This window comes from Pseudomonas sp. NPDC086251 (genome assembly GCF_044746405.1).
Taxonomy (GTDB): domain Bacteria; phylum Pseudomonadota; class Gammaproteobacteria; order Pseudomonadales; family Pseudomonadaceae; genus Aquipseudomonas.
On the sequence record NZ_JBIVBY010000001.1, the window covers coordinates 524,482 to 547,940 of the forward strand.

18 protein-coding genes are annotated in these 23,459 nt (G+C 53.3%); 7 read left to right on the forward strand and 11 right to left on the reverse strand.

All coding sequences use genetic code 11. The features are described 5' to 3' along the window. Positions 1 to 18: 18 nt before the first annotated feature. The 4 genes from ACIPL2_RS02375 to ACIPL2_RS02390 form a co-directional block, all read right to left on the reverse strand. Entirely contained in the window at positions 19 to 540 is a 522-nt protein-coding gene (locus ACIPL2_RS02375; protein WP_401352653.1) for a hypothetical protein, read from the reverse strand. Further along, positions 533 to 1,705: a DUF3800 domain-containing protein gene (locus ACIPL2_RS02380; RefSeq protein ID WP_401352654.1), complete on the reverse strand. Its 1,173-nt coding sequence runs from the start codon at positions 1,703 to 1,705 to the stop codon at positions 533 to 535. The genes ACIPL2_RS02375 and ACIPL2_RS02380 overlap by 8 nt, the downstream gene beginning before the upstream one ends. Before the next feature lie 63 nt (positions 1,706 to 1,768). Continuing rightward, positions 1,769 to 2,137: a hypothetical protein gene (locus ACIPL2_RS02385; RefSeq protein WP_401352656.1), complete on the reverse strand. Its 369-nt coding sequence runs from the start codon at positions 2,135 to 2,137 to the stop codon at positions 1,769 to 1,771. A 312-nt stretch (positions 2,138 to 2,449) separates the two neighbouring features. After that, the gene (locus ACIPL2_RS02390; RefSeq protein WP_401352658.1) at positions 2,450 to 3,706 is read right to left on the reverse strand and encodes a PIN domain-containing protein; all 1,257 of its coding nucleotides are present in this window, start codon (positions 3,704 to 3,706) and stop codon (positions 2,450 to 2,452) included. A 683-nt stretch (positions 3,707 to 4,389) separates the two neighbouring features. Between ACIPL2_RS02390 and ACIPL2_RS02395 the strand changes: the two genes are divergently transcribed. Both ACIPL2_RS02395 and ACIPL2_RS02400 read left to right on the forward strand, forming a co-directional pair. Then, positions 4,390 to 5,019, forward strand: coding sequence for a tetratricopeptide repeat protein (locus ACIPL2_RS02395; protein WP_401352660.1), 630 nt, complete (start codon positions 4,390 to 4,392; stop codon positions 5,017 to 5,019). Positions 5,020 to 5,180: 161 nt separating this feature from the next. After that, a complete protein-coding gene (locus ACIPL2_RS02400) occupies positions 5,181 to 9,524 on the forward strand; it encodes a hypothetical protein (RefSeq protein ID WP_401352662.1) in 4,344 nt (1,447 codons plus the stop codon). A gap of 246 nt (positions 9,525 to 9,770) precedes the next feature. Here the strand turns inward: ACIPL2_RS02400 and ACIPL2_RS02405 are convergent, their stop codons facing one another. The 3 genes from ACIPL2_RS02405 to ACIPL2_RS02415 all read right to left on the reverse strand — a co-directional run bounded on the left by ACIPL2_RS02405 (position 9,771) and on the right by ACIPL2_RS02415 (position 12,144). Beyond that, the gene (locus ACIPL2_RS02405; RefSeq protein WP_401352663.1) at positions 9,771 to 10,367 is read right to left on the reverse strand and encodes a DUF262 domain-containing protein; all 597 of its coding nucleotides are present in this window, start codon (positions 10,365 to 10,367) and stop codon (positions 9,771 to 9,773) included. A 384-nt stretch (positions 10,368 to 10,751) separates the two neighbouring features. Next, positions 10,752 to 11,048, reverse strand: a complete 297-nt coding sequence (locus tag ACIPL2_RS02410; protein WP_401352665.1) for a hypothetical protein — start codon at positions 11,046 to 11,048, stop codon at positions 10,752 to 10,754. Positions 11,049 to 11,130: 82 nt separating this feature from the next. Beyond that, positions 11,131 to 12,144 carry a hypothetical protein gene (locus tag ACIPL2_RS02415; protein WP_401352666.1) on the reverse strand — a complete coding sequence of 338 codons (1,014 nt, stop codon included), beginning with the start codon at positions 12,142 to 12,144 and terminating at the stop codon, positions 11,131 to 11,133. Positions 12,145 to 12,724: 580 nt separating this feature from the next. On the opposite strand from ACIPL2_RS02415, the gene ACIPL2_RS02420 reads away from it, so the two are divergent. After that, positions 12,725 to 13,333 (forward strand): hypothetical protein, encoded by a 609-nt coding sequence (locus tag ACIPL2_RS02420; protein WP_401352668.1) that lies wholly within the window; start codon positions 12,725 to 12,727, stop codon positions 13,331 to 13,333. Between the two features lie 312 nt (positions 13,334 to 13,645). Continuing rightward, complete coding sequence (locus ACIPL2_RS02425; protein WP_401352669.1) at positions 13,646 to 14,260, forward strand: hypothetical protein; 615 nt, start codon at positions 13,646 to 13,648, stop codon at positions 14,258 to 14,260. A 96-nt stretch (positions 14,261 to 14,356) separates the two neighbouring features. Here ACIPL2_RS02425 and ACIPL2_RS02430 read toward each other — a convergent pair whose 3' ends face one another. The 3 genes from ACIPL2_RS02430 to ACIPL2_RS02440 all read right to left on the reverse strand — a co-directional run bounded on the left by ACIPL2_RS02430 (position 14,357) and on the right by ACIPL2_RS02440 (position 16,113). Further along, the gene (locus tag ACIPL2_RS02430; protein ID WP_401352670.1) at positions 14,357 to 14,668 is read right to left on the reverse strand and encodes a hypothetical protein; all 312 of its coding nucleotides are present in this window, start codon (positions 14,666 to 14,668) and stop codon (positions 14,357 to 14,359) included. Positions 14,669 to 14,727: 59 nt separating this feature from the next. Beyond that, positions 14,728 to 14,925 carry a hypothetical protein gene (locus tag ACIPL2_RS02435; protein WP_401352671.1) on the reverse strand — a complete coding sequence of 66 codons (198 nt, stop codon included), beginning with the start codon at positions 14,923 to 14,925 and terminating at the stop codon, positions 14,728 to 14,730. A gap of 204 nt (positions 14,926 to 15,129) precedes the next feature. Further along, on the reverse strand, positions 15,130 to 16,113 hold the full coding sequence (locus tag ACIPL2_RS02440) for a tyrosine-type recombinase/integrase (RefSeq protein ID WP_401352672.1): 984 nt from the start codon (positions 16,111 to 16,113) through the stop codon (positions 15,130 to 15,132). A gap of 196 nt (positions 16,114 to 16,309) precedes the next feature. On the opposite strand from ACIPL2_RS02440, the gene ACIPL2_RS02445 reads away from it, so the two are divergent. Both ACIPL2_RS02445 and ACIPL2_RS02450 read left to right on the forward strand, forming a co-directional pair. Next, positions 16,310 to 17,374 carry a DNA-binding protein gene (locus ACIPL2_RS02445; RefSeq protein ID WP_401352674.1) on the forward strand — a complete coding sequence of 355 codons (1,065 nt, stop codon included), beginning with the start codon at positions 16,310 to 16,312 and terminating at the stop codon, positions 17,372 to 17,374. A gap of 10 nt (positions 17,375 to 17,384) precedes the next feature. Further along, a complete protein-coding gene (locus ACIPL2_RS02450) occupies positions 17,385 to 17,588 on the forward strand; it encodes a hypothetical protein (RefSeq protein ID WP_401352675.1) in 204 nt (67 codons plus the stop codon). A gap of 26 nt (positions 17,589 to 17,614) precedes the next feature. Here the strand turns inward: ACIPL2_RS02450 and ACIPL2_RS02455 are convergent, their stop codons facing one another. After that, a complete protein-coding gene (locus ACIPL2_RS02455; RefSeq protein ID WP_401352677.1) occupies positions 17,615 to 22,099 on the reverse strand; it encodes a sacsin N-terminal ATP-binding-like domain-containing protein in 4,485 nt (1,494 codons plus the stop codon). 650 nt (positions 22,100 to 22,749) lie between these two features. Here ACIPL2_RS02455 and ACIPL2_RS02460 point away from each other — a divergent pair. After that, the gene (locus tag ACIPL2_RS02460; RefSeq protein WP_401352678.1) at positions 22,750 to 23,361 is read left to right on the forward strand and encodes an AAA family ATPase; all 612 of its coding nucleotides are present in this window, start codon (positions 22,750 to 22,752) and stop codon (positions 23,359 to 23,361) included. The last annotated feature ends 98 nt before the right edge of the window (positions 23,362 to 23,459 follow it).

Here is a 23,459-nt window from a genome sequence, read left to right on the forward strand (position 1 = left end):
CACGGGCAGTCATGAATTCTACGATTCGATGGGTTCATGGCGAGCCCAGCGCAACGTAGCTATCGACATGAATTGCCTAATGGCCAATGCTCCCCGTTCATTTCTGGATTTCGACCCTGGCAAGGTCAGCGCTGCCTCCACCTTTGCTCGACCCGCCTCGTACATTGCAAAGGCATTGAATTCCGAATCAAGCAGCACTAACAGCACGGAATCGAAAGGTTGCCTCAAATCAATCGAGCCCAGGCGCCCAGTGATCTTTAGCGGATTCAGAATGCATCGGCCTTTGATCTGAATTCTTGCGACGCCATCGTCTTTGCTTTCTGTAGCGTCATAACCAGCCTGTCTGGCAGGGTGCAGTTCGAGTCCAAGTTTCGTAGCCGCTTCGTACTCGGCCACCTCGACAGTAATACCCAGCGGTTTACCGGTCAGTCGGTAGAACCTCCGTGCGAGCACCTTGGCCTCACTCAGCACCTCCAGGACTTCTTTTTGGATCATTTCAACGTCCGGCGACGCGTTGATACGACTGCACAGCTCACTCATCTGCAAACGCCTCAAGTGCGGTGAGAAGTTTAGCTAGCTCAGTAAGGTTGGCCGCAGTGACGATGTCATATTCTCCTCGACTGCTCAGGCGATAAACCTCGCGTGCTTTTTTAACGCGCTCGAGAAGAGGGACGACGATGCCCGATGCTCGCTGTAGGAAGTCGTTTATGTCCGCACGTGTTTGGGGAATCTTGTAACCCTTGACCGCGCTAGAGATGATTACCCCTGCATCGCGAAGCTTGGCAATGCCGCTGGAGCGAATTCTCTGGCCGTCAACCACTCCGAACCCACTGTCTTTTAGATGGGCGATGATTTCGGTAGTCAGCACGTAGTCCTTGGTGACGAATTCGCTTTGAAATCTCAAGAACCGCAAGATTCCTAGCTGCAGGCGCTCATCCTCATCAGAGTGCTTACCAACCCTCTCGCTAAAACTGTCAGCCTGACGAAGAGCTTCCTGGTGTATTTGGTAGTCTGCATAGCCAGACTCATTCGTCGGCGGCGGCAGAAGAGACTGGTACTTGGATGGCCACTCCAGCATGCCGAGAGTTTGGCTGCGAAGGATCTTCTTGTAGGCGAAAACTGCTTCTTCCGATGCTTTCTCTTCGTAGATCTGAGCCACCGAGCCGGCGAAAAAATCTGCAACCTGAACCAAAACGTTGTCCTTACTGGACTTCGTCTGAAAGGCATCCTCATCGCCAAACAGGTCGTCAACGAACCGTTCTACAACGTAGCTTTTGAGGCTCTCCTGAAATTCCTGTCCACCATGCTCGTCTACGATCATTCGGAGATCAGGGTGTGCTCTAAATAGACGTTCATAGAGCAAGCCGTTCACGTATTTAACGAACGAGGTCTTGATACGGAGGCCGCCATCTTTGTGGATTCGTGACTTATCAACGACGGTGAAATAGAGCTTGAACGGGAGCTCGGCCAGCTCGCTCAAGATCCGAGCACGGCGATCAGAATCCTTGGGCTTCAGGTTGCTGGATTTGATCTCACCTTTTTGAAAATGAAGCTTTCGGATTGCTTCAGCCTGGGCATAGGCAGCATCCAGATCTTTCTCTGCCACCAGAATGGAGCACACGATGAAGAAGCCCGAGCTTCCACTCTTTGACGTATCAAGGTCGGGATTACCGGACTCATCCACGAAAGCATACGTTCTGTCCATGGGCGTGTGCTCCATCAACACCTGACTGAACGCGGTGGGTCGCCCAGTGCCAAGGTGGCGGTCTCAGTTAGTAGCGGTGGTTGTGCCGGGCGCAGGGCCCTCACTGAACGTGTAGTTGATGACCACGTCATTGCGGATCAGAACGTCGAGCGTTTTCTGAGTGCCAGTGGTCGTCACCTTCATGGTAACCACGTAGCTTTGAGCATGGGCTGAGCCATTGGTGTAGGTGTATACCCACTTTTCATCAGTCTCGCTGACTGCGCTCTTGGCATAGGGCTCACCGAATAGCGACTTCAACTCGGTAGTCGTGGTTTTGCCCTTGGTGATATTCGCCACACTGGCCGACGGAAAGTCTCGGCCTGCGGTGTAGTGCGACGTAGCGCAACCGCCAAGAGCCAAATAAACTGCCATCACAGCGATGAGTCTTTTCATATCCGTCCTTGATGTTGAAGTGCTCCAGATCCTAGCTGGCATCGAGGCTAAAAGCCATCATCAGGTTGACCAGCTGCTTTCACATTCTCACCGCAATCAGAGTGCCTTGGGAGCCCTAAGCTAGCCTGAGTTGTCGCACAGTCAGACAGCACAATGAGCTGGCCTAATACGTGGTCAGGGAGCTGCACTACTGAGATTGGGTTGCCCAATCGGCGACAGTTACCTTGCTTTTTTGCCCATTGGAATCAAGCGTAAGTGTGCGAATCGTCAAGTGCGACCCGCACGCCTTGCTCAAGTAAGATTCTGGGGTATTTAGGACTGAGCTCGTCCTACCTTAACTGTCCCATTTCGCATCCGGTGAATAGCAAATTTGCTGTTGCAATCGAAGCAGAAACACCAAGTTGTAGCGTTAAGGTCTTGCTTGAGAACCGCTTCAAGACTGCTGGTACAGCTAGGGCATTCAACCGTCGTAACCTCCTCTATCCGATTTTCGAAACGCTTGCGGACGAGGACATCGCCCTCACCATTTCTGTGCAAGTGGAAATGGTTGTGGCATGCAGTGCACCCTGGCATAGCTGAGGAGCCTGGTGCGAGGTTAAGGTTGGCAGCGACCAAGCTTTCGCAATAAGGGCAGCCGATTGATACTTGGGTCGCTGCTTGCACCCGAGCTTCTTCCTGCTGCACCTCTTCCACCAGATCCTTCTTGGCTTCAAGGAGCTCCAGCAGCTTGCTGAGCTGAATGATATAAAAGGATCTTTCTTCCGCTACAGCAGCAAATTCATTCACAAGCTCGTAGCGAGGTGCAAAACCCGAACTATCGGAGCGATGCTGCCAGTCAGCCTTCTCGTCACCACTCACGAAAATTAGGTCTTTCTTATTCTGTCGTCCGATCTGAAGAATCGTTTTCCAGATCAAAAAATCACCAATCCCATAGTCGTCCTTGGACTGGTCTTTATAGCCCGGTGGGATCTGAAGTTTCTGGCGAGCAACATGCTCTGTCAGGAGCTCGCTCTCCTCTTCAGCCAGCTCAATGATGTTCTCGGCGTTAAATACCTTCTTGTACGAAGCACTGACAGGATCATCCCATTCCCAAGACTGGATTTGCTCGCCGAGGGCTCTTTGGGCATTCAAGATCTTTTTCTTGATGTCACGGGCCTCCAAGAGCAGCCCGTTCAAATCATTGTATTGACCAACCCCCTCCAAAATTGGATAAGAAAGCGTGGAGGGCACTACGAGTGCGCTGAGCTTGTCAGGGATACCTTTGATCAGCTCACCGATCTTGTTCGGGCGGTTTTTTACAAACTCACGCGCAGTCTGCGCCGGCAGATATATTCGATTCTCAGAGGCAAGGCGTCTGAAGATATCGATGATCTGCTGCAGACTGGCAGCGCCTGCGCCATAGGGGATCAGCAGTGCATTGGTATCCAGCACAATGTCCGCGTTACCAATGGCTTCTACGAGAGGTTTGGAACACCAGGCGAAAGCTTTCACGGCATCGGGGAGCACCCGCTGCGCCCGAAATGCCGCGTCCAAATCGTGATCGTCCTTGCTGTTTCCTGGATTTGCCATCGTCGCCCCTATAGTTTCAATGATGTAAGGCGTTGCTCCTGGCGTCAGATACCAAGAAAACCAATTGCCTACTATCGTGATGAATCGGCCCTGGTACGGCCAAAGGCACGATGAGCCCCTAATCTATCAATACCCACAAGCTGTCGCCATCATAACGCCATCATTTTTTAGCCCTTGGTTATGGATTGGCGCTAACACATGCGCGCAGTTTTGGTGGCGTAAACCTGCCGTTCCGAAGGTCGCGCACAGAATCAACGGCCAGCCACCGACCAAGTGGTCGACATGATCAACTAAGTGCAGCTACTTGAGTGGCAATGCGACATCGGTGTGGGTAGCCTATTGCCATTACCATCACCATTTGTCTATGTGGGGAAACGCGATTGGATCAGGATACCTCCAACCAAGGAATCGAACGCGACAGGCTTCGTCTCGAAAATACAAAATTTAGGTCGGAAAGCAGTCACAGCCGAACAGTTCTATGGGTAGGCGCTTTTGTTAGTGTTGTCGTAGTTATCATTCCCGCTACGTCAAGCTACCTCAATGAGTCGGCTCGGCTAAAACTTGATACCCAACGGCAGGAGGTAGAGCTACAGCAGAGGGCAGATGACCTCAGACTGAAGCAGAGCGAGATGGAACGCTCCAGAGATGCTACCCGAGTCAAGTTCTTGCAAGATCACATAGACATGATCATGTCAGATGAGCCCGACGCTGAATTGAGATTGACTGCCTTGGTAAAACTTGTATTACCAGCGGACGCTGATGCTCTAATCAGTCAAGTCCAAACGATCAGAAGGGAGCTCGCGTCACGGCGCTCTGGCGCTCAAGACGTCAATAGAGTTTCTAGTGCGCAACAAGATACCGCTGAAGAGGAAAGCTCGGTTCCACCATTGATCGTCACTACAAGCGCTGTGAGTGCCCTAGGAGATCAAAAGTTGGCGCTCGGGATGGCGGCAGGCCGGGCTTACGCTAGGAAAGGGGATTACGAGAGTGCATTGCGAAATTTCAACACTGCGGTTGCCCAAAACCCAAACGACCCTCTGGCCTGGAATTTTAAGGCGTATTCAGAATTTCGAACAAAGCAATTCGCTGCTGCGCTAGGGAGTATTAGTCGTGCTTGGAAGCTCAGCCCGAGCGAGAACAGGACTCGCCGGTGGGTAGCTATCAACGCAACAAAAATACTATGCGCTCAAGGGAGATCGAGCGAAGCGGCAACTTTCTTTAATCAGAATGCATCCGTCGTACCGGAAATCGTTACCGATGTTCACAGTGATGGTGAGTTCCAATCCACTTGCCAGGCCATATGGCAAGGATGAGCCAAGGCAGGACGATGATTTAACCGGGAGCATGCTGGCACTCACGGGATACCTGAGTTGAGCCCCCGCAGGAAGCACCGGTGGAGGTGGCATTTCGAGTAGGATGGCAGAGTTTCGGCAGCCCGCGTCGGGACTGCTCCTGACCTGCTTTGAGACTCGCGATGACCAAGCACTCGGACGCCTTCATTGACCTTGATCGCACCTTCTCCAAAATCCCTCTTGATGCTGATGCGTCTGACGATGTAGACCTAAGCGGTAGGCATAGCCGGCAGGGAGAGCTCCGCTGGCCTGACTTGCTAATTCATAATCGGGTGATACTGCTGTCCGAGGCGGGATCAGGTAAAACTGCTGAGATTCGAAACGTCGCTTGCCAGCTCCGTAGCCAAGGCAAAACTTCATTCTTTCTTCGTATTGAGAACGTCACTTCAGACTTGGAGGACGCCTTCGAGGTGGGGACGTTTGATGAGTTCGAGAGCTGGCTCGCTTCAGACACCGAGGGCTGGCTGCTGATGGATTCAGTCGACGAGGCTCGGTTAAATGATCCGAAAGATTTTGAGCGCGCGATCCGAAAACTTGGCCGATTGATCCAAAACACTGTAGCCCAAGCGCACATAATCATCACTGGACGAAGCACAGCATGGCGCGCAAAGACGGATCTTGCGATCTGTGAAAAGGCTTTCGCGTTTGGGCCCGTAGCTCGGCAAGCACCTTCCACAATAACTGACGGTTTTGAGGACGTTGTGCAGACGGTTCCATACAACACGGAGCCAGATACGTCGTTCCTCTTGGTGACGCTGGACGACATCCATGACGAACAGATTGATCGCTTCTTAAATGCCACTGGCGTCCAAGACATCAAAGCGTTTCGCGCCGCAGTTGAGCGCAAGGAAGCATGGTCGCTAACCACGCGCCCTCTGGACTTCCTGGAACTCGTCGACTTTTGGCGCGAGCACCATCGAATAGGCTCGCGCTTGGAGCTCATGAAAAGCAGCATTAATCGCCGCCTTGAAGAGCGTGACCAAGATCGCGCCGAATCTAGGCCCATTGCTCCAGATAGGCTCAGGGAAGGCGTACGCTTAATTGCAGCAGCAACAACATTAGGGCAAACGTCTGCGATCCGCGTCCCTGATGGTGAGACCAATAAAAGTGGGATTCCCATTCGCGACGTGCTGACGGATTGGAATGACACAGAATCAGCAGCCTTGCTGAATCGACCAATTTTCGAGCCAGGCATCTATGGAACGGTTCGTTTCCACCATCGTACTGTCCGAGAATATCTAACAGCAGAATGGCTACACGAACTCATCCGTGGCGCAGGTTCGCGGGTCAAAATCGAGAACTTATTCTTCCGTACACAATATGGGCTGGAGGTTATCAATCCTTCGATGCGTCCAGTTCTACCCTGGTTGGCCCTGTTGGATGATCGCATTTGTACACGCCTGGAGGAGGTTACTCCGGAGGTGTTTTTTGAGGGCGGCGATCCTGGGCAGCTCCCGCTTAGTACACGCCGCAGAGTGCTGCGCAAAGCGTGCGAGCACTTGGCACAGCCGGCTCACAGCTGGACGATGACTGACTATTCAGCCGTACAGCGATTCGCGCACCACGATCTCACTGAAGACATAAAAGAACTACTGACGCTTTACCGTATCAACGATGACATCGCCTGGTTCCTTTTAAGAATGGTGTGGCAGGGCGAGGTGGTGGGGGCACTTGCAGAGACTAAGCAATTTGCCCTCGATGCTCAGCATAAACATACTCGTTTGGCAGCAATCCGAGCCGTTATCGACCTGGGGACGGCCCAAGATGTAGCCGATGTGCGCCTAGCTCTTCTGGCAGGAGACTCCAAAGTTAACCGGGAGTGGCTAGCTGAGCTGCTTGACGGGCTTGCGCTCGATAGCCAATGGCTGCCTTGGTTGCTACAGGCGATCGAGAGAAGTGCGAAGAAGGAGCGATATAGCGGTAGGGATTCCCTAGCGTTGAAGCTTTCTTCCTTGGCAATGGATTGTCCGCTAGAAAACCTGCCAGCCCTCATATGCGGTCTCGGTGCGCTTTTAGACAAGCCTCCAACTGAAGGGCACGGTTTCAGCGCTATCTCTAAGAGGTACGCCTGGCTAGCCGAGATAGCTGGTCTGGCAGTACTCCGTTTGCTCCAGGCACGAGACCCGTTTGCGCTTGATGAGTCAGCCCTCGCGATTCTGAGCAAGCTGGCCCAGGCGCACATTTACGAAGAGCGAGATACTCGAGAGCTTGGCGAGAAACTCAGGGAGATAGTGCCTTCATGGCCGGAGCTCGATTACAAGCTGTTCTGGTATGATGTTGAATTAGCTCGCAACGGCCGAGTGCATCGTGGGGAACCTGTAACTAACGTCTGGCAGTTGCTTGGTTTCCGGCCATTCTGGTCGTTGAATAGCGATAACTTTGGCCTCGCCTGCGAACACATCGTTTGCCTCACGAATATGCATGATCGACAGATGTCGCTCAGCATGGCGTTTAACATCTACACACAGCACGGCAAACCATCTTCGTGGGACGCTCAACTTCGGCAATCAGCTGATGCTCACGACAAGCTTCGCGAGAAGCTTGAAATTCTCTTAAACCCACCGGAGCGACAAGTTGAGGAGTGGGAGATCAAGCAGGCTCAGTGGAAGGAAGAAGCCACCCAGCGAAAGTCTGAAGAGGCAGAGCATCGTCGCTCTTGGCGAGAAGGGCTCGCCGCCGAAGTGGCGCTGATAAACAGCCCCGAGCCAGGCGTGATGACTCGAAAGCAAGATTACCTAATGGAACAGATGCGTGAGGGCTCATCATCGTCAAATACTTGGAGCAGCGGTAATTGGCAGTCGCTCATAACTGAGTTCGGCCTGCCAGTTGCCCAAGCGTTTCGTACCGGCGCTGTTAATTTCTGGCGGGGCTATTGCCCAACTCTGCCATCCGAGGGGGCTCCTGCCAATTCGATTCCATACAAAGTGATTTTTGGCTTGACTGGGCTCGCTATTGAAGCGAAAGAGGAGCCAGCGAGCTTCTCGAAGATGTCAGCAGATAACGCTAAGTACGCAGCTCGCTATGGGTTGCTTGAGCTGAATGGCTTTCCAGAGTGGCTTCCCAGGCTTTTTGGGCTATACCCGCGTGATATCCAAGAAGTCGTACTGCGTGAAATCAATTACGAGATGGATGCGCCACGTTTGGAGTTGGGCGGCAATCGGGTGCTACAAAGACTGCGCTGGGGTGGGGGTTGGATGTACGAAGAGCTTGCTGCTCCGCTCATGGCCCGGCTGACACAGCATATAAGCGACCTTGAGTCGCTCCAGCTCGTGCTGAGCATTGTGCAGGAGTCGTCGGTCGTTGATGAGTTACTGGCCGAGCTCGTCAGCAAGCGTGCCATAGAAGAAGTCAATTCAGAGATTGCGCCGACTTGGTACGCCGCGTGGGTTGGAGTGGAGCCAGCGCTTGCTATCCCGGCATTAGTAGCTCGCATCGACTCGTTATCCTCAGATGAGGAAAAAGCCACATTTGCCATGCTTTGCCTGATCGCCATTGTCGGAAGCCGCACTGCCAGCCGTTGTCGGCAGAATTACAAAACGGTTGAGCATGTCAAATCGCTGTATCTGCTGATGCACACATACATACGTATTGCAGAAGACATTGACCGTGCAGGAAAAGGAGTCTATTCGCCAGGACTTAGGGACGATGCCCAGAATGCTCGTGATGGGCTTTTAGCTTTTATCCGAGAGACGCCTGGGAAGGAATCATTCCTAGCATTGCAGGAAATCGCACAGGCCCACCCTGCAGAGCGATTACGTTCCTGGAGTGCATTCTACGCTCAGCAAAAAGCTACAGCCGACTCGCAGACGCCGCCGTGGGAACCATCGAAGATCGTTGAATTTCACAAGTCGCTGGAAAGCACGCCATCCACCCACCGTGACCTCTGGAATCTCGCGATAGATCGACTTCTGGACTTAAAGCATGATCTTGAAGATAGCGATTCGAGCTACGCAGAAATTTTGCTCCAGACCAATCAGGAGACTTCCATCCGGAAGTTCATCGGTAAGTGGTTGAGGGATCATGCTGCTGGACGCTACGTCGTGCCGCAGGAAGAGCAGCTTGCCGATGACAAACGCCCTGATTATCGATTCCAAAACAGCCAGTACTATGCGCCCGTGCCTGTCGAACTTAAGCTTTCACAGAACTGGAGCGGCCCCGGGCATTTCGAACGGCTCGAAAACCAACTCTGCGGGGACTATCTACGCGACATAAGCTCAAGCTGCGGGATCTTCTTGCTGGTGAACCATGGAGGTCAGGCGACGTGGGAGACGCCCACCAAAGGCCGGGGCACGTTTAATGATCTAGTAATCGCATTGCAAGAACACTGGTTGGTAATCGCTTCGAGGTTTCCTAACGTTGAAGACATCAAGGTCATCGGCATAGACCTCACCAAGCGAGGAGGGGCGGCCGCGATCAAAGCCATCGAAGCCAATCTGTCGGAGGCTAGTCAGATCGATGGTGAATGAGTACAGCGCCTCGAATGGTTTCGTCAGTTGATAATGGTCTGTAACGTAAATTTGTGATCTGTAACGCTGCTTACGTTACGGCTCACAAAGTTACGTTACAGACCCCAGAAGGCTAGGGAACAGGCAAGCGGAGCGCGTAGGCGTGGTGATGGAAGCCCGAAGGGCCAAGACCGCCGCCTCGCGCCGGGCTTGGTTCACGACAGCCATCCCCCGAAGGGGCACGCCACAACACAAAGCCTCAGAAGCTTATCGAGCCGCGCGTTGATCGTGCGTCCGAGGCGTCACACCTGAAGCGCAAAGATCATAAGTCCTACGCAGCGCCCTCTCGTCGTCGGAGCTGACACTTGAATGCGCGAAGATCGTTGACAGGAACCGCTTGCGCTCGACATTACCGAGCTCCGACCATACTCGTGGCTGGCCTTGTATGTCCGGGACTGCAAGGCGATCCAGAAAATACTCTTCCAAGCTGTGCAGTCGTTGTTGCCCATCGAGGAGGATTTCACTGTTCTCCGCCGCAGCTCTCCCCGCGTAATCGCACCACTCATTGGTGAGATAGCTCCCCAGATCTGTGCCTGACCAGGCAGCAGTAATGAAGCGAGCCTTTTGCCCAACATTCCATACAAGCTCACGTTGCCAAGACGTAACGGGAATACCCATTACGAAGCGTGCTGCCCACGGGTACTTATCGTGAACAGATGAGGGGTCTGCCAGGTACTGCTCAAAGCGCAACGCGAGAACATCAATCGGATACTGATGAGTCGAAGTAGCCAGAACTCGCTGAGGCATTTGGATCGTTTGGTCTGAAATTTCGTCATCGACATAACGCAGAAACAGTTTTGACATGGATTTCCTTAGGGGGAGCAGTGGTACAGGCTAGCCTGAATATTTGAGCAGACGAGGTGTCGGCGCCATCCATCCACGGCCGCAATAGGTCGAATGAAGTTGATGTCGACCTTTTTACAGGTGCTCAAGTGTACAGACCGCCCGAGCTAGGCCACAGACGAACCCGGAAATGAGGCCCGACGTAAATGATCAGTCATTTTCTCGCTCACCACTGGATTGCCTCAGATCGTCTCGAAAACGAAGCGCATTGGGCATTTCAAATGTGTCTTAGGCTGTATTGGCGGCCAGCATTCGCTGAAGCATGTGAATACTGGATTCTGAAATTTCTTCATGGGCTTAACGCTGAAATAAGGTGGACATAGACTTCCTTGGAGGAGGGCAGTGTTACAGGGTGGCCGGAATGTTCGAGAGAATGTGATGCAGTCGCCAGGCATCTATCGTGGCGATGATCAGGAGGTCACGCTCCGTGGACTTGGTATCGATTTGTTCGCTGTCTACAAGTGCTTGAGCATACCCCTGCGCTCGAGCCGCAGCTTTGTCAAAACCAGCAAGGGAGGTGGATGATTCGATGTAACCGATCAAACGCTCCCAGGCCGTGCGCTGGCGATTGCCTCGCACAGTCCTGGAAAACGATATAGCGCCTTTGAGGCACTGGATGAATGCAATCGTCGATTGGTTCAAAGTTGGTTTCTCACCGTGTACATATAGATGAAAAACGGATCGTTTTGAGAAACCTTGAGCGCGATGGAAGATTTTTTTTGTATTAGCGGTATGAACGTAAACGACGCAGCATTGCGCTACACATATCGCTGCGTGGATGCATGTCCAATGTCATGATCTGTGGGAAACCTAACCAGGTAAAGCTGTCAGCTCCCTGTAGAAGTGCCGGTTTTGCGCGAGCTATAGCCGCTTCCTCAGTACCACCGAAGGCCTTGCTCTGAGGCCTTTCTTTGGCGTGACGCTTTTTCTTCGGTTTGAGCATCTCCAGTTCGCTCTCCCCGAAAAGTCGCTCTTTACGCTGACAGTATTCAACTGTACGTGAACCAGGTAACCCACTAATCACGCACTGGCTGAATCGGGCCGAATAGGTCTGAATCGGTATCAGCGCCCTGAGGCGAGGCTTTTTCTCGGTCATCTTCATGTCCTGGAATTCTGAACGTGCTAGGAGATCTGCGATACGGTAATACTCTATAGATAGGGAGGAGATAAGGAGTCCATCACGGCACCTACGAATCTGGGGCACTTCAGTGACTTTAGACCGGTCATTTTCACGTGAAGAGGTGTCTATAGCCGACAATGCACTTGGTATCAGCCCAAGCGTTTCTGACTCAAGAATTTCCTGGGCACCACACGAAAAAGAGTAATCGGAACGACCAGCGTAAATTTCGCTTTCGCTTGCGAAATGCACGGCCATACGGCGATGAGCGCACGCCCCTGTTAGCGTTGACCATAGCGACTCGATTGCAGCAACCGTGGTGCTGCCTACCTTTTCATCCAGGAAGAGATAGAGAGAGTCTTCGTGCGCGACCATGAGCTTGACTGGCGCTAGTGCCCCGACGTCGCGTGCATCCTCCAGGATCTGGAAGACGTCATCATCCACACACTCCGGATTGATTACAGCAAAACGTTGCACAGCAGGCTGAGGCAAATCCTTGAGGTTCGCATCTTTCGATTGCACACAACCGAAGACCCTGTACACGAGGAAGACGCTCGGATCGCCTGAATTGTCAGGGTCAGATACGGCACGAGCTAGCTTGAGCGAGGATAGATGGCGCATATCTCTTCTCCTGAATGCTGGTCTAAGGGAAGACCACAACAGGCTCGATGTCAAGGCGCAAATCGCACAGCAAAAAATAATTCTTCAATGTAATCAGTATCCTACGAGCATACTCATAAGCCTCACCATTGATTGGCGAGGGAAGGGCAGGCAGCAACGGGAGGCTTTTTTTGCGACGGCGGAGGGGCGAAAATCATTTGCTTTTCAGATCGAGACACTCAGCATGCTAAGAGCAGAAAGCTGGCGATGCGTTAGCTCGCTCTGGCGTACAGTGAAGCATTGGCATTCATGACTTCTTTAATGACCCCTAATAGGGACATTAACCACACAAATGCCACTTAATGACCCATTTTTGGATCATTAACGGTTGCCCGTGTTGATCGGTGTGAAGCCGTAGGGCTCTGCCAAATTCAATAACGCGGGGTTCCAACGGTTTTCACGTAACCGCCGAAGAAAAAGCAGGAATTTTTCTGTCGCGGGGTATTCGACCTTATCAACGCAGGAATTATTTTTTAGATTTCCGCTAAAGCTTTGAGCGGATGGATCCGTTTATATTTGTATTAACCCGAGGTAAATACAAATGTTGAATCTAGAATCGTCTATAAGCACTGCTTTCAAAGCTCAACGTTCAATCACACTTTATGGGTCTTATTACGAGGACGAGGAGAAAGAAAGCACTATTGCGTCTGTGGAATTGACCGGGGGCGGAATATTATGCGTGCTGGACAAATCCGAGTATTGCTTTACAGCTCAACAATGTGGCGAGTTGGCAGACAAACTATCGATGCTGATTCAAGCATACACCGTGCGCAAGGGCGACTCGGAGGATCACGGCAGTAAGATGAAACTGGATTTGTCCAAAATATTTTATTCGATGATTTTACAGCGAAGCCCGTCGACCCAGCGCGATTTTTTAGAGCTTTGTGATGACGAGTCAGACGCCTTAAGCTTTGGTGCCAGTGGGGAATTTTACTATACCAACTTGAATGCTGGCGGGAGTGACTACTATCGACTTTTTGTAGGAATCGATGATGAGCTCTGTATCCCGTGCTTTGGTATCGAAGACAGGGTGTTTAGACTGGGTTTTGATGATGCGATATGGCTGATCGAGCAACTGTGCGTGGGAGGCTATTTGCTCGCTCAAGTGGAGTGCGCTAAAGCGAACTCCATGGCTGTTATCATTTCGTAAACCCAAGCAGTGATCGCGAGCGCTCATTCTGCCGGCAAGCGGAGCGCGCAGGCGTGAGGATGGAAGTCCGTAGGGCCAAGACCGGCGCATGCGCCAAGGCTTGGTTCACGACAGCCGCCCCCGGAAGGGGCACGCGCAAAACCATAGGCGCCTCTCAATCAGAAGTAATACCAAATAGCCAAACCGAGTCACTCCTTCGTCATCCGGTACATATGGTTGAGATACCCTAAGTTTGTCTGCCAAAAATATTTCACTATTTCGCTAAAGTTTTTCTCCTAGACGTCCGTTATTATTTCAAACAACATAATATTGGTGAATTTTTTGAGCAACAATGAAGTCCGACCAGCAGTGTTTTTAGCAAAGCGCGAATTTATTTGCTGGCGAGGGCGAGAGCATGACGAACTGTATTCCTGCCAAGTGTCCAGGCAGTGTAATCACTATGTCAGTCTAAATTTAGACATCATGCCGTTTAGGTTCGCTGACGCGGTAGCTGAAGATATCGCGCGCTGTCTCTACGATGCTGTCCTCATTACCATTGGGAATTTGGCAGGATTTGTACCAACGCCTGCGGCATGCGACAGCAAGCTTACGAGGACATTTCGAAAAAGAGCATCTGGTGAGTGGGATTACGCAGCCGAGGGGAGATTCAACTGTCACGAAGCAGAAGATGACGTCTATGTCGTTGAGCCTTGGTCAGGCGGGCACGAACGGGCTGAAATGGTGGCCGTCTACACAATTGAAGATGGAGGAGTAGAACTTGTATTCGACTTCATGGGCTATTCCTTCGGCATGCTCGACGCCGTTTGGCTTGCCAACGCTTTGATGGAAGCCATGGGGAATGAACCGCTGGATGCCTTGGAGACGGCGAGCATGAATAGCAGGCCTATGGCAGGATTCTATCCTGCTGAATTCCGAATGGAGCTGTAAACCACTCTGAGTAATCAGCTGGTTTTTTCGTGACGTCATGCTTTTTCGTAGAGGGTTCGTCGGCGCATGCACTGCGGGCGAAACTTTAAGCCCGAATCAAATACGGCGGAGCAGTTCCTCGAGCTGGCGATGCTCCGCAGGGGCCAGTAGCTCGACAGGATCGGATGCATCTCTTGAGCTGAATTCGTACTTTCGGCCGTCGGGGCTGTAACAGCTATCGCAGTAGTCTAACTCTCCGCAGTCGTTGTAGAGCGTTATCACCCAGTCGTCGACGTTAACGGTCATCAGCCCGCAATAGATCTCATCCCAAGTGGCGTTTGTAATTCTGCGCATTGTGCGTGAAATCATGGAGACGTCACGCAGAACCAGGTAGACCTCTCGAGCGGTGAGCAATTTTTTATCTGACATGGCGTTCCTCACGGCTTGCGGATCTCAAACACAACAACATACTTCACCCTGCATAGAAATTATTTGTCCCTTTTCAGTGTGACGAAATGCCGAAGCCCTAAGCGCGCAGCTATGACTTTGTCCTGAATCTCAATTGGGTCAATGGACATGCCTCCATCCGCTGTGACAGCGAGGGTCTTGAGGTTGTTAACAGCTTTGATGAAGGCTTTTTCTCTGTTTTTCTCCCGCTCCGAACGATCATCACTAAACCATGCCATTGCGTTACTCCTTCTTCTCTAACGTGCCTTCACGGTGTGTAGCTTAGGGCGCATCGATTTGCGCCATTGGGGCTAGAACCGCCAGTCCTGCAAACGCCCCTCAGCATCGACATAGCACGCAAGGTAACACTGGCGGCTAGTGACGTGCGGCGCCGACCGAGGCAGAACAGAACAGAACACCTGTAGGCCTCGTATGCCTAGGACTCAATCAGTGTGTGGGTGATCACCGGAAATCTTTCTACACTCAATGGAGGGCGCTTGCTGGGCCGCGCGCAAAGCGATTCCGCCGAACGACATGCTGGCATCCACGTAGCGCAGCGCCGACTTCATGTCCTTCCAGCCCACATAGCTCATCAGCCCCTTGATGTCCCATCCGTTGGCGGACGCCCAAGTTGCAAAGCCGCGCCTCATCGAGTGGCTGCTATACAACTCCGCTGGTAGTCCTGCCTCTTTGAAAATGCGGCGCAGCACGGGGATGAGGCTATGCGGCTGCATGGCTTTGCCTGACAGATTGCCCCAGCGATCAATTCGCTGGAACACCGGGCCTTTCGCGACCCCGGCGACTGTTATCCAGTTGATGTAGGCCTCCACGGGGCAAAGCATGGCGAGTGCCGGCGTTTGGAACGTTGTTCCTTCATGCTGACGGTCACCCTTTGTGTAGGGCAGGAAGAAGGTAATGCCTTCACCGCTTATGGCTTGGGTATCCTCCACCGTTAGCCTGGCTAACTCGTCGCCTCGAAAGCCACGCCAGAATCCAATCAAGATGATCGCCACCGAGCGACGGTGACGCACCAGCGATTTGTAATCTCCGCGCTCAAGGGCGACTGCTGCTTCCCTTTCAAGCCAGGTGACCGCTTGCTCCAGATGCTTCAGCAGTAGCGGGGCGGCCTGCTTAACCTTTGCAGGGTGCACGACCCTGATGCCTTTGATCATCTGGCGAACGTCAGGCGTCTTGGTCGGATCAGGGAAACCCTGAGTGACGTGCCATTGAGCAAGGGCTGCCAGACGCTGCTTCAGCGTATTGATGGAGAGCTTGTCGGCGTACTCCGCCAGATAGCGAACGACGCCTACGCCAGTCGTGGGCAGGTACCCACCCCAAGTCACCTCGAAGTGCTCGATCGCCGCCCGGTAGCTTTTACGGGTGTTTTCCCGGGTGCCGGCGCTGAGATATCGATCTGCCTTTTCCATCGTACTTTGCCTTCAAAATCGGGGCCTTTCTGCCTTCCTGCGCTTTGCGGAGGCTCTCTGGGTGTCATAAAGGGTCAAGAAGCCATAAAGCACTATTATGGTCTTCTAGTAAACCAAGATCAAACGGCGTAAAATCTCTAGAAAGTGTTATGTAACTACATGACATGTAACACAGTACGAAATCGTAGGAGACCCCATGGCCCGAGGCGGAATCAATAAAGCTGTTGTGCAAGAAGCACGTCAGGCGCTGCTGGCCAGGGGAGCCAACCCCAGCATCGATGCAGTGCGCGTAGAGCTTGGAAATACGGGCTCCAAGACAACGATTTCTCGGTACCTGAAAGAGCTTGAGCCTTCCAGTCGAGCGCCCGTAGCAGCACGTGTACGTATAGGCGACACACTCAACGGTATGGTGCAAACGCTGCTGGATCAGCTTATGGAGGAGGGCCAGGAAGTAATCTCCCATGCGACCGCAGCTTTTGACCTGCAGCGGGCTGCGCTCGAAAACCAGCTCATCGAGCTCGGATCTGAGTTGGCTTCTGCCCAACGTAATTCGGCCACCCAACAGGCCGCGATAGAGACGCAGAACGCTGAACTTGCGACCACCCAGTCCTCACTCCAGGCTGAGCTGACCCGTAACGCGGGCCTCAGTCAGCGCTGTACCGACCTTGAGTCGCTGGTTGCTGAAAAGGAAAAGCACATCCAATCGTTGGAGGAAAAGCACGTCCAGGCGCGTGGAGCGCTCGAGCACTATCGGGAGGCGGCGAAGGAACAGCGAGATCAGGATCAACGCAAGCACGAGTCTCAACTGCATGAGATGCAAGGGGAGCAGCGCAAGCTGCGGGAGACCATCGCCGTGAAACAGGACGATTTGACGCGACTGAATCGTGACAATGAACGCCTGCTCGGTGAGGTCAGGCAGCAAACTAAAGCTCTGCATACTCAGGAGTCCTTGGTTCAGTCTCTCAACACTCAAATTGAGACCCTACGCCAGGGTGAGGCCAAGTCCGTTGGGGTGGCTGAGCACCTCATGGAGCAGATTTCAGCTTTGCGCGAGGAGGTCAAGGCATTCCACAGGGCAACAGCTATAGCTGATCTGCGTGAGCAAGAGACCGTGGCGCTGGTAGCGTCGCTTCAGAAAGAGAATGAGCAATTGCGGCAGGCTGAGATTGATGAACCAGGCCTGGAGGAGGGTGGCTATGCCTCCTCAGATGTAGAGGATCAGCAATTTCCAGGGCGCGCAAAGCCCTCGACCCACCCCTAGGAGATGAAGCATGGATCAGATCACCGGAATTCCACGTAGCAATGATGATGGCGCGTTGGCTTGGCGACTCGCACATGAGCGCCTATCCCAAATGCTCATGGAAAACGTTGATTCCTTTTGCCATCTAGCTCCGATTTTGAAGCTGGATGGCGCCATCAGAATGTATCAACGACTGCCCGTCCCATCGGCATATCGACGAATCGGAAGAGGTTGAGGGAGTTATGATACCCCTCACCTCGATCAGTCCAGTGCTTCCTTCAGCACTAATGCAGCCCCTTTGGCCAATCCACCTATCGATACCTGACCTTTGGGCGTCCATGGAAGGGTTTTGGTGGGATTGATGTAGATGCGCAGCTCAGTCTCATATCCCTCTTCCAACCCCGAAATGATCACTAAATAGAATTTAGTTTTGCTCTCTTCTGCACGGCGGAACTCGGTCTCAGTGAGAGTTATTTCCGCCGGGGCACCGCGGGCGAATGACTTCATCTCAATGAACGTGGCCTTATCCAGAGCTCCGTCGGCGCCGATCCCTCGGTAGGCCTGCAGGTCGACCAGAACAACATCATCCCGCTGCAGCGAAGCTTCGAGGTAAGCCCAAGCCTTGCGCTGCAATTCTGCGGAAGAATATTGCTTGTATGCGCTTTCCGGCACAGAGTTCGAAGATGACCGCTTAGGCGTGAGCGGCTGGTTTATTAGCGGGCCAGTCTTGCGCGGCTGCGGCCCCTTAAAAGTCAGATCGCTTCCGTCGACTACCTCAACAGTAAACTGGAACTCAGGAGGCAGCTCTTTCAGCTTGCGTGCCTGGACGGTACGTTCAGGATTGTCTGCGCTGGCCGTCGCCCCAGCATCTCGCTTGATTACTCGTTTGCGATTACTTCCACCCAATCGTTCCTGTTCGGCGATCAACGCATCAAGACTGGTTTCCACCGTTTCAGTAGCGAGACTGATGTCTGGGATGTACTCGCAGTCTTCGCTGGTAGCCCAGGCGGACACCCATGCGAGTGCGATTTCTCGAGTACACGTGCCATCGCCCAGACCTGCAATGGCGATGCCGCCATACTCGCTCCTACCGATAAATTTCTCGTCATCGAAATGCACAGAAAGAGCAGTTAGATCGGAGTAGGCGTGAAGCTGCATTGGGATTTGCCGCAAACCTCTGGGTGCTGCATTGACGATCAGCTGTCCCGGCAGATGCAGATTTACGCTGGCGTTGTCGAGCCGAGTCCATGGCTCCATTGCCTTGTACGAGCGTTCATCATTTCTCGCAAGGTCAGCCTTGAGCATGCGAAGTGCGGTGTGAAAACAAAAGTGCAGCTCGTCGGTAGTCGCGTTCGTTCTCACAGGAGCGGCTGCAGCGAATGGAAGCCTCTCCAGACCTGCGGCGTTAACGAATCGGGGAATGGTGTCAGCCGCGCAGGGTGGCACCCACAAGGCGATCTTGTCGGACTTGAGACTTGAGTAGTGCGAATAATACAGTGGGCGCTGCGTCGTCCAGGTTTCGCCTGAGCGCAAAGGCAGGAGGCTCAGGCTTCGTCGATCCGCGGCAGTCGCCTTGTCCAGATGCCTATCCATGTGCCTATAGATGTCGAGCAACAATGCATCGTGCTCAGGCTCATACGCTGTTTTAGCTAGGCACTCCAGCTCTCTGATACAGCTTTTCAAGTCAGGCTGACTGATGCCCAGCGCGTTCCACAAAGGGGTGAGGCTGCGGTCATACAGAACGAAAGGTTGCCTGCCATGAAAGATGTCTTTGCCGGCAAAGACAGCTCGCATACTGAACCATTCCTTGCTGCCTTTGGAAGTGGTAACGCACGGGGCAATGAGCCCTTTGTACGATCGCGCAATGCCGAATTTTCCACGCAAACTCAAGGCTTGCATGTCGCCGATCATCGTTTCAGGAGCAACGGCAGAGGTGCTTTGGGGGCAATGGCCAGCCAGAGCCTTGTATAACCTCATTAGACTGAGATCGTCAGATGACGACGTTTGCCGAGCACGCTCAAGGGCCGCCACTAGCTGTGAAACAGGCGGATTAACACGCATCCCCAGCGCGCGAGCAAATTCGCTGTTGGCGTCTGCTTCTGTCAAGCCGCTGGCGAAATCCGTGTGATGGTCGTACATCGCGAGCGTAACCTTCGTCTCGACAATGAGGCTGGTAGGTTTACAAGGTGTACCTGCATAGTTCGGATACCACGCATTGTCAATTAACCTCGCGAGCCACGTGGTAGGTACCGGTGAGCTATCGCTTCTGCCACTTTCTCGGTAGGCAAAGGTTCTGCTGTAGGGTTCGAAGGAGGCCCAGTCGCTATCTATACATAGGAACACCGCTATCGCTCTCTCAACCGCTGAGGGGGCGGAAGCTCCCAAGGTCGTACGAGATTTTCGACCCTTGCGCGATACCGGCAGGGGCGGGCTCTGCCGAATGTTGCGGATGACGGCATCAAGATCGGGCGAGACGAAATCTCGTCGTAACCCTCCGCGTGCTCGGCCCAGGAAGCGGCGAGCTGCAAACTGAGAGGGAAGCACAATGTGCGCGGAGTCGGTGTTGGCCTCGACAAGGCGAGGTGAAATCTCAGCGCCGAGCAATGAGAGAAAACGCTTCACGCCTCGCTTCCGACTTGTGGTAACAACCTCACTTTGAGTGGTTCGTTGGTCTGCTCTGCTGATTTTAAAAACCTCGGCATAGTTCGCCGATGCCCAAAGCAGCTCCGGCGTATTGCCTGCTGCTTTCGACCAGGCGTCTTGCGAGTCGGCGATGGATGCCGGAAGGTACAAGCTGGTGGGCGAGGCAAGCACCTTCGTTGTCGTTATTCGACCATCCTCGAGCGCGACATAGTTAAACGCGTCAATTAGCAGGGCCGCTCCAACCTCATGGCCCAAGTCGGTGTTCTTTGTGTCGACGTGCTCAAACAGATCACGCAGATCCAGAAGATCTTGTTTGTCTGCTGCGATAGGGTTTTCCGCGAAGCGTCTGGCGAATGCCTCAAGGACATCCTGCGCGGTTACCTCTGCCTTGAAGTTGGCGCTCTCTGATAGCCATTCTACAAGTGGTGCATAAGGCGTAGAGAGCAGAAGAGGGTGGACAACATGCGTCAGCTGGTGGCGAGCGGCGAAGTCAATCGAGGGAGGCTGGCCTGTTAGCCAGGAATCGGCTTCGTCGTCGCATCTAGCCTCGGTTCGCTGGCCGCATGCAAGCGGCACCCATTTGGTGTCGAGCAGCGGATAGTCATCATCCAGATCGAGACACCTCATGGCCATGTCCAAGAACCATGCTGGGGGCTTTCCCTCGAATCCATCGTGGTCACAGTGTTCGAATACATCCCCGAGCTCTAATGCATGTGAGACAGACAGGGCTTCCAAAACCACCCGCCAACGTCCGCTATCATCTCGCATCCACTCGGGCAGCATTGGCCTCCCGCTCACCGCGAGGTGGTCGGCTTCCGTAAGCATCCCGTCGATCGACACGTCGCAGTACGAAATCTGGCTCAAAGCGTAGCGACCATCGATCAGGGTCGAGCAAGCTTTGAAGGCATCTATCGCTTTGGCCCATTGTTCACTGAACAATTTGTTGAGCCATTCGGAACTGCTGTCTGTCTTGGCCCCAACTGGGACTGCTAACCACGCTAGCGTATTGCGTTGCTGCGCCAAGTGGATGGCCAGCTCACCGAGAAACTGCCCCGACGCTTCCGTCAGCCACTGATTCCAACCGCCATGGATCATGTCCTCTCGGGAAGTAGACGGGTCGAACTGAGCGTCCAGGGAGAATGCAGCATTGGTGTGAATCTTGGTGGGCAGCGCTACATGGAGTCGTCCTCGAGCATTACCCTCTACCGGCATCGCAATACCGATTGGGGTGTAATCGCCTGTCGCTTTTGCAGCGCGTGCTTTCCCGGCTGGAACCTTTACTTCACAAACGAAGCGCTCCCAAAGGGCGTCGTCCACCAAGAAGGTCGAGTGGGTGACACGGCTCTGGTGCTTGGCTAACGCCAGGTTAAAGTGGCAAGTGGGTTGAGTCTGCTGGATCGCCAAATGCTTTAGTGAAACGCGCTTGTCCAAGTCGAGTAAGGTAATGGCGCGTACGTTGTCCAGGAAGATCAGGTCGCTGGGGGCCCATTCATCAAACCAGGCCTCCAGGGAATCAAGGTCATAGTCCGGATAGAGATCGACGCTGACCATTGTCTGGTTGGCGCGGGGGTCGTAGAAATCGTCAATAGGAACGGCTTCTTCCACCATTGCCACATGGTCATCGCGTGAGCCGAAATGGAAGGGCGCGCTGTGGACTGTAAGATTTTCGCCCAGTTGGGTGAGGGTCTTTAGGCCGATGCCAAACCGTCCCTTCAACTCCGCCGATTTCTGCTTGGTGGAATAGAATGGGTAGATCATCGGCAGCACGTGGGGCAACTCAACAGGCAATCCGTTGTGAACGATGACCAACTGTTTGTTGCCCTGGACGGTCTGCACAGCAAACTGCACGGAGGTGGCGTTCAGATCATCAGCGTTCTGGATAACCTCACGAAGCCCTTGGTAAGGGTCGGTGTTCAACCGTTTGGCGCCCTGATTTCCCCCTTTTAGGAGCGTGCTCAGAATCTCGGGCTGCTCACGCTGAAGTTTGACAAACTCGGTGAGCGCCGCGTTTGCATACTCTTTGCTACGCAGTGTTGGCTCGTTAAACGTGGAGGCTGAGTTGAAGCAGGCTGTAGCGTGTAAGCGTCCGAGTTGCTCGTCCATGATGAACCACCCCATGCAGGCATTTTGAGATCGGCCGATCATAGACGGGCTATGGGTCGAGTGATATGCCTGCTACAGGAAATAGAGCTTCCGAGAGATAAAAGGCCTGTCCAGTCGTACCGATAAAATCTTATTGGACGCGCGCACAGGGGGCCAGTACTACAGAAAACGGATCTTCCAAGGATCGGGATATCGGTGTCGCGGATGAGCCAACAGCCTATCTGGTGAGACTCTTGCGGTAGCTCAGCAAGCTGCTGCAAGTCGATATGGCATTCACTCAAAGGGGCTCCATTTTCGAGTCGCTCAAGACATCCAGGCGTCGCAACATCTCCGAGGCGGTTGATCGCTCAGCAATAGCTTGAATTTGAAGCTGTGACAGAAGTGAAGCCACAGACTGCGACTCCCAGGCGGAACAAGTAGTTACCACTTTCCGGGAGAGATATCCTGGTCAACCTTCTGATGTCTGCCAAATCCTTCTCGATACTGGTCATTCGCCTTTTCCTTGATGGGCTGCCATGTCTGGCGGAGCAGCGAAAGAAGGGGTGTACAGCAGAAAATGACGGAGTCGACAACGTACCGCTTCGCTTATAGCATCAGGCATCCCGCCCATCAAAGCGCCATATAGTACCAACTCGCCAAGGAAGTCGAACGTGATCACCAAAATCCGCATCCGTGGATACCGCATCTACAAAGATTTCCTGCTGAAGCCCAACCCGGGTATGAACATCCTGGTCGGAGACAACGACGCCGGGAAGTCCACCTTAATGGAGGCCATCTCATTGGCGCTCAACGGGCGGATCGGTGGCAAGGGGATCCTGGAGGAGCTGAACCCTCACTGGTTTAACACCGAGGTGGTCACCGAGTTTCTGACCCTAAGAAGAACTGGAATGAAGCCGGCGCTCCCGCAGATTCTCATCGAGCTCTATTTGCAAGACACGGATGAACTACAGGGGCTGCTGGGCGCAGTGAATGCCGACGTTCCAACGAACGCTTGTCCTGGTGTCTTTCTCTCCATTTTCCCCAACGAGGAGTACAAGGACGAGCTGGATGAATGGCTCAAAAATCCTTCACCGCTACTCCCAGTTGAGTACTACACCTACGAATGGCGATCGTTCGCTGATAGCGAACTCACACGTCGGCCGCGGGCGCTCTCCGTGGCCACCATCGATTCTCGCACGGTCAAATCCGCCGCCGGCGTTGATTACCATCTCCGCCAGATCCTTAGCGACCACTTGGAGTCATCCGAGAAAGCAGAGATTTAGCTGGACTACCGCAATATCAAAGCGTCCATGACAGATGGCGCGTTAGCGCCTGTGAACAAGCGACTTTCGGGTCTAAGCGCAGCGCTCCAGGAAGAGCC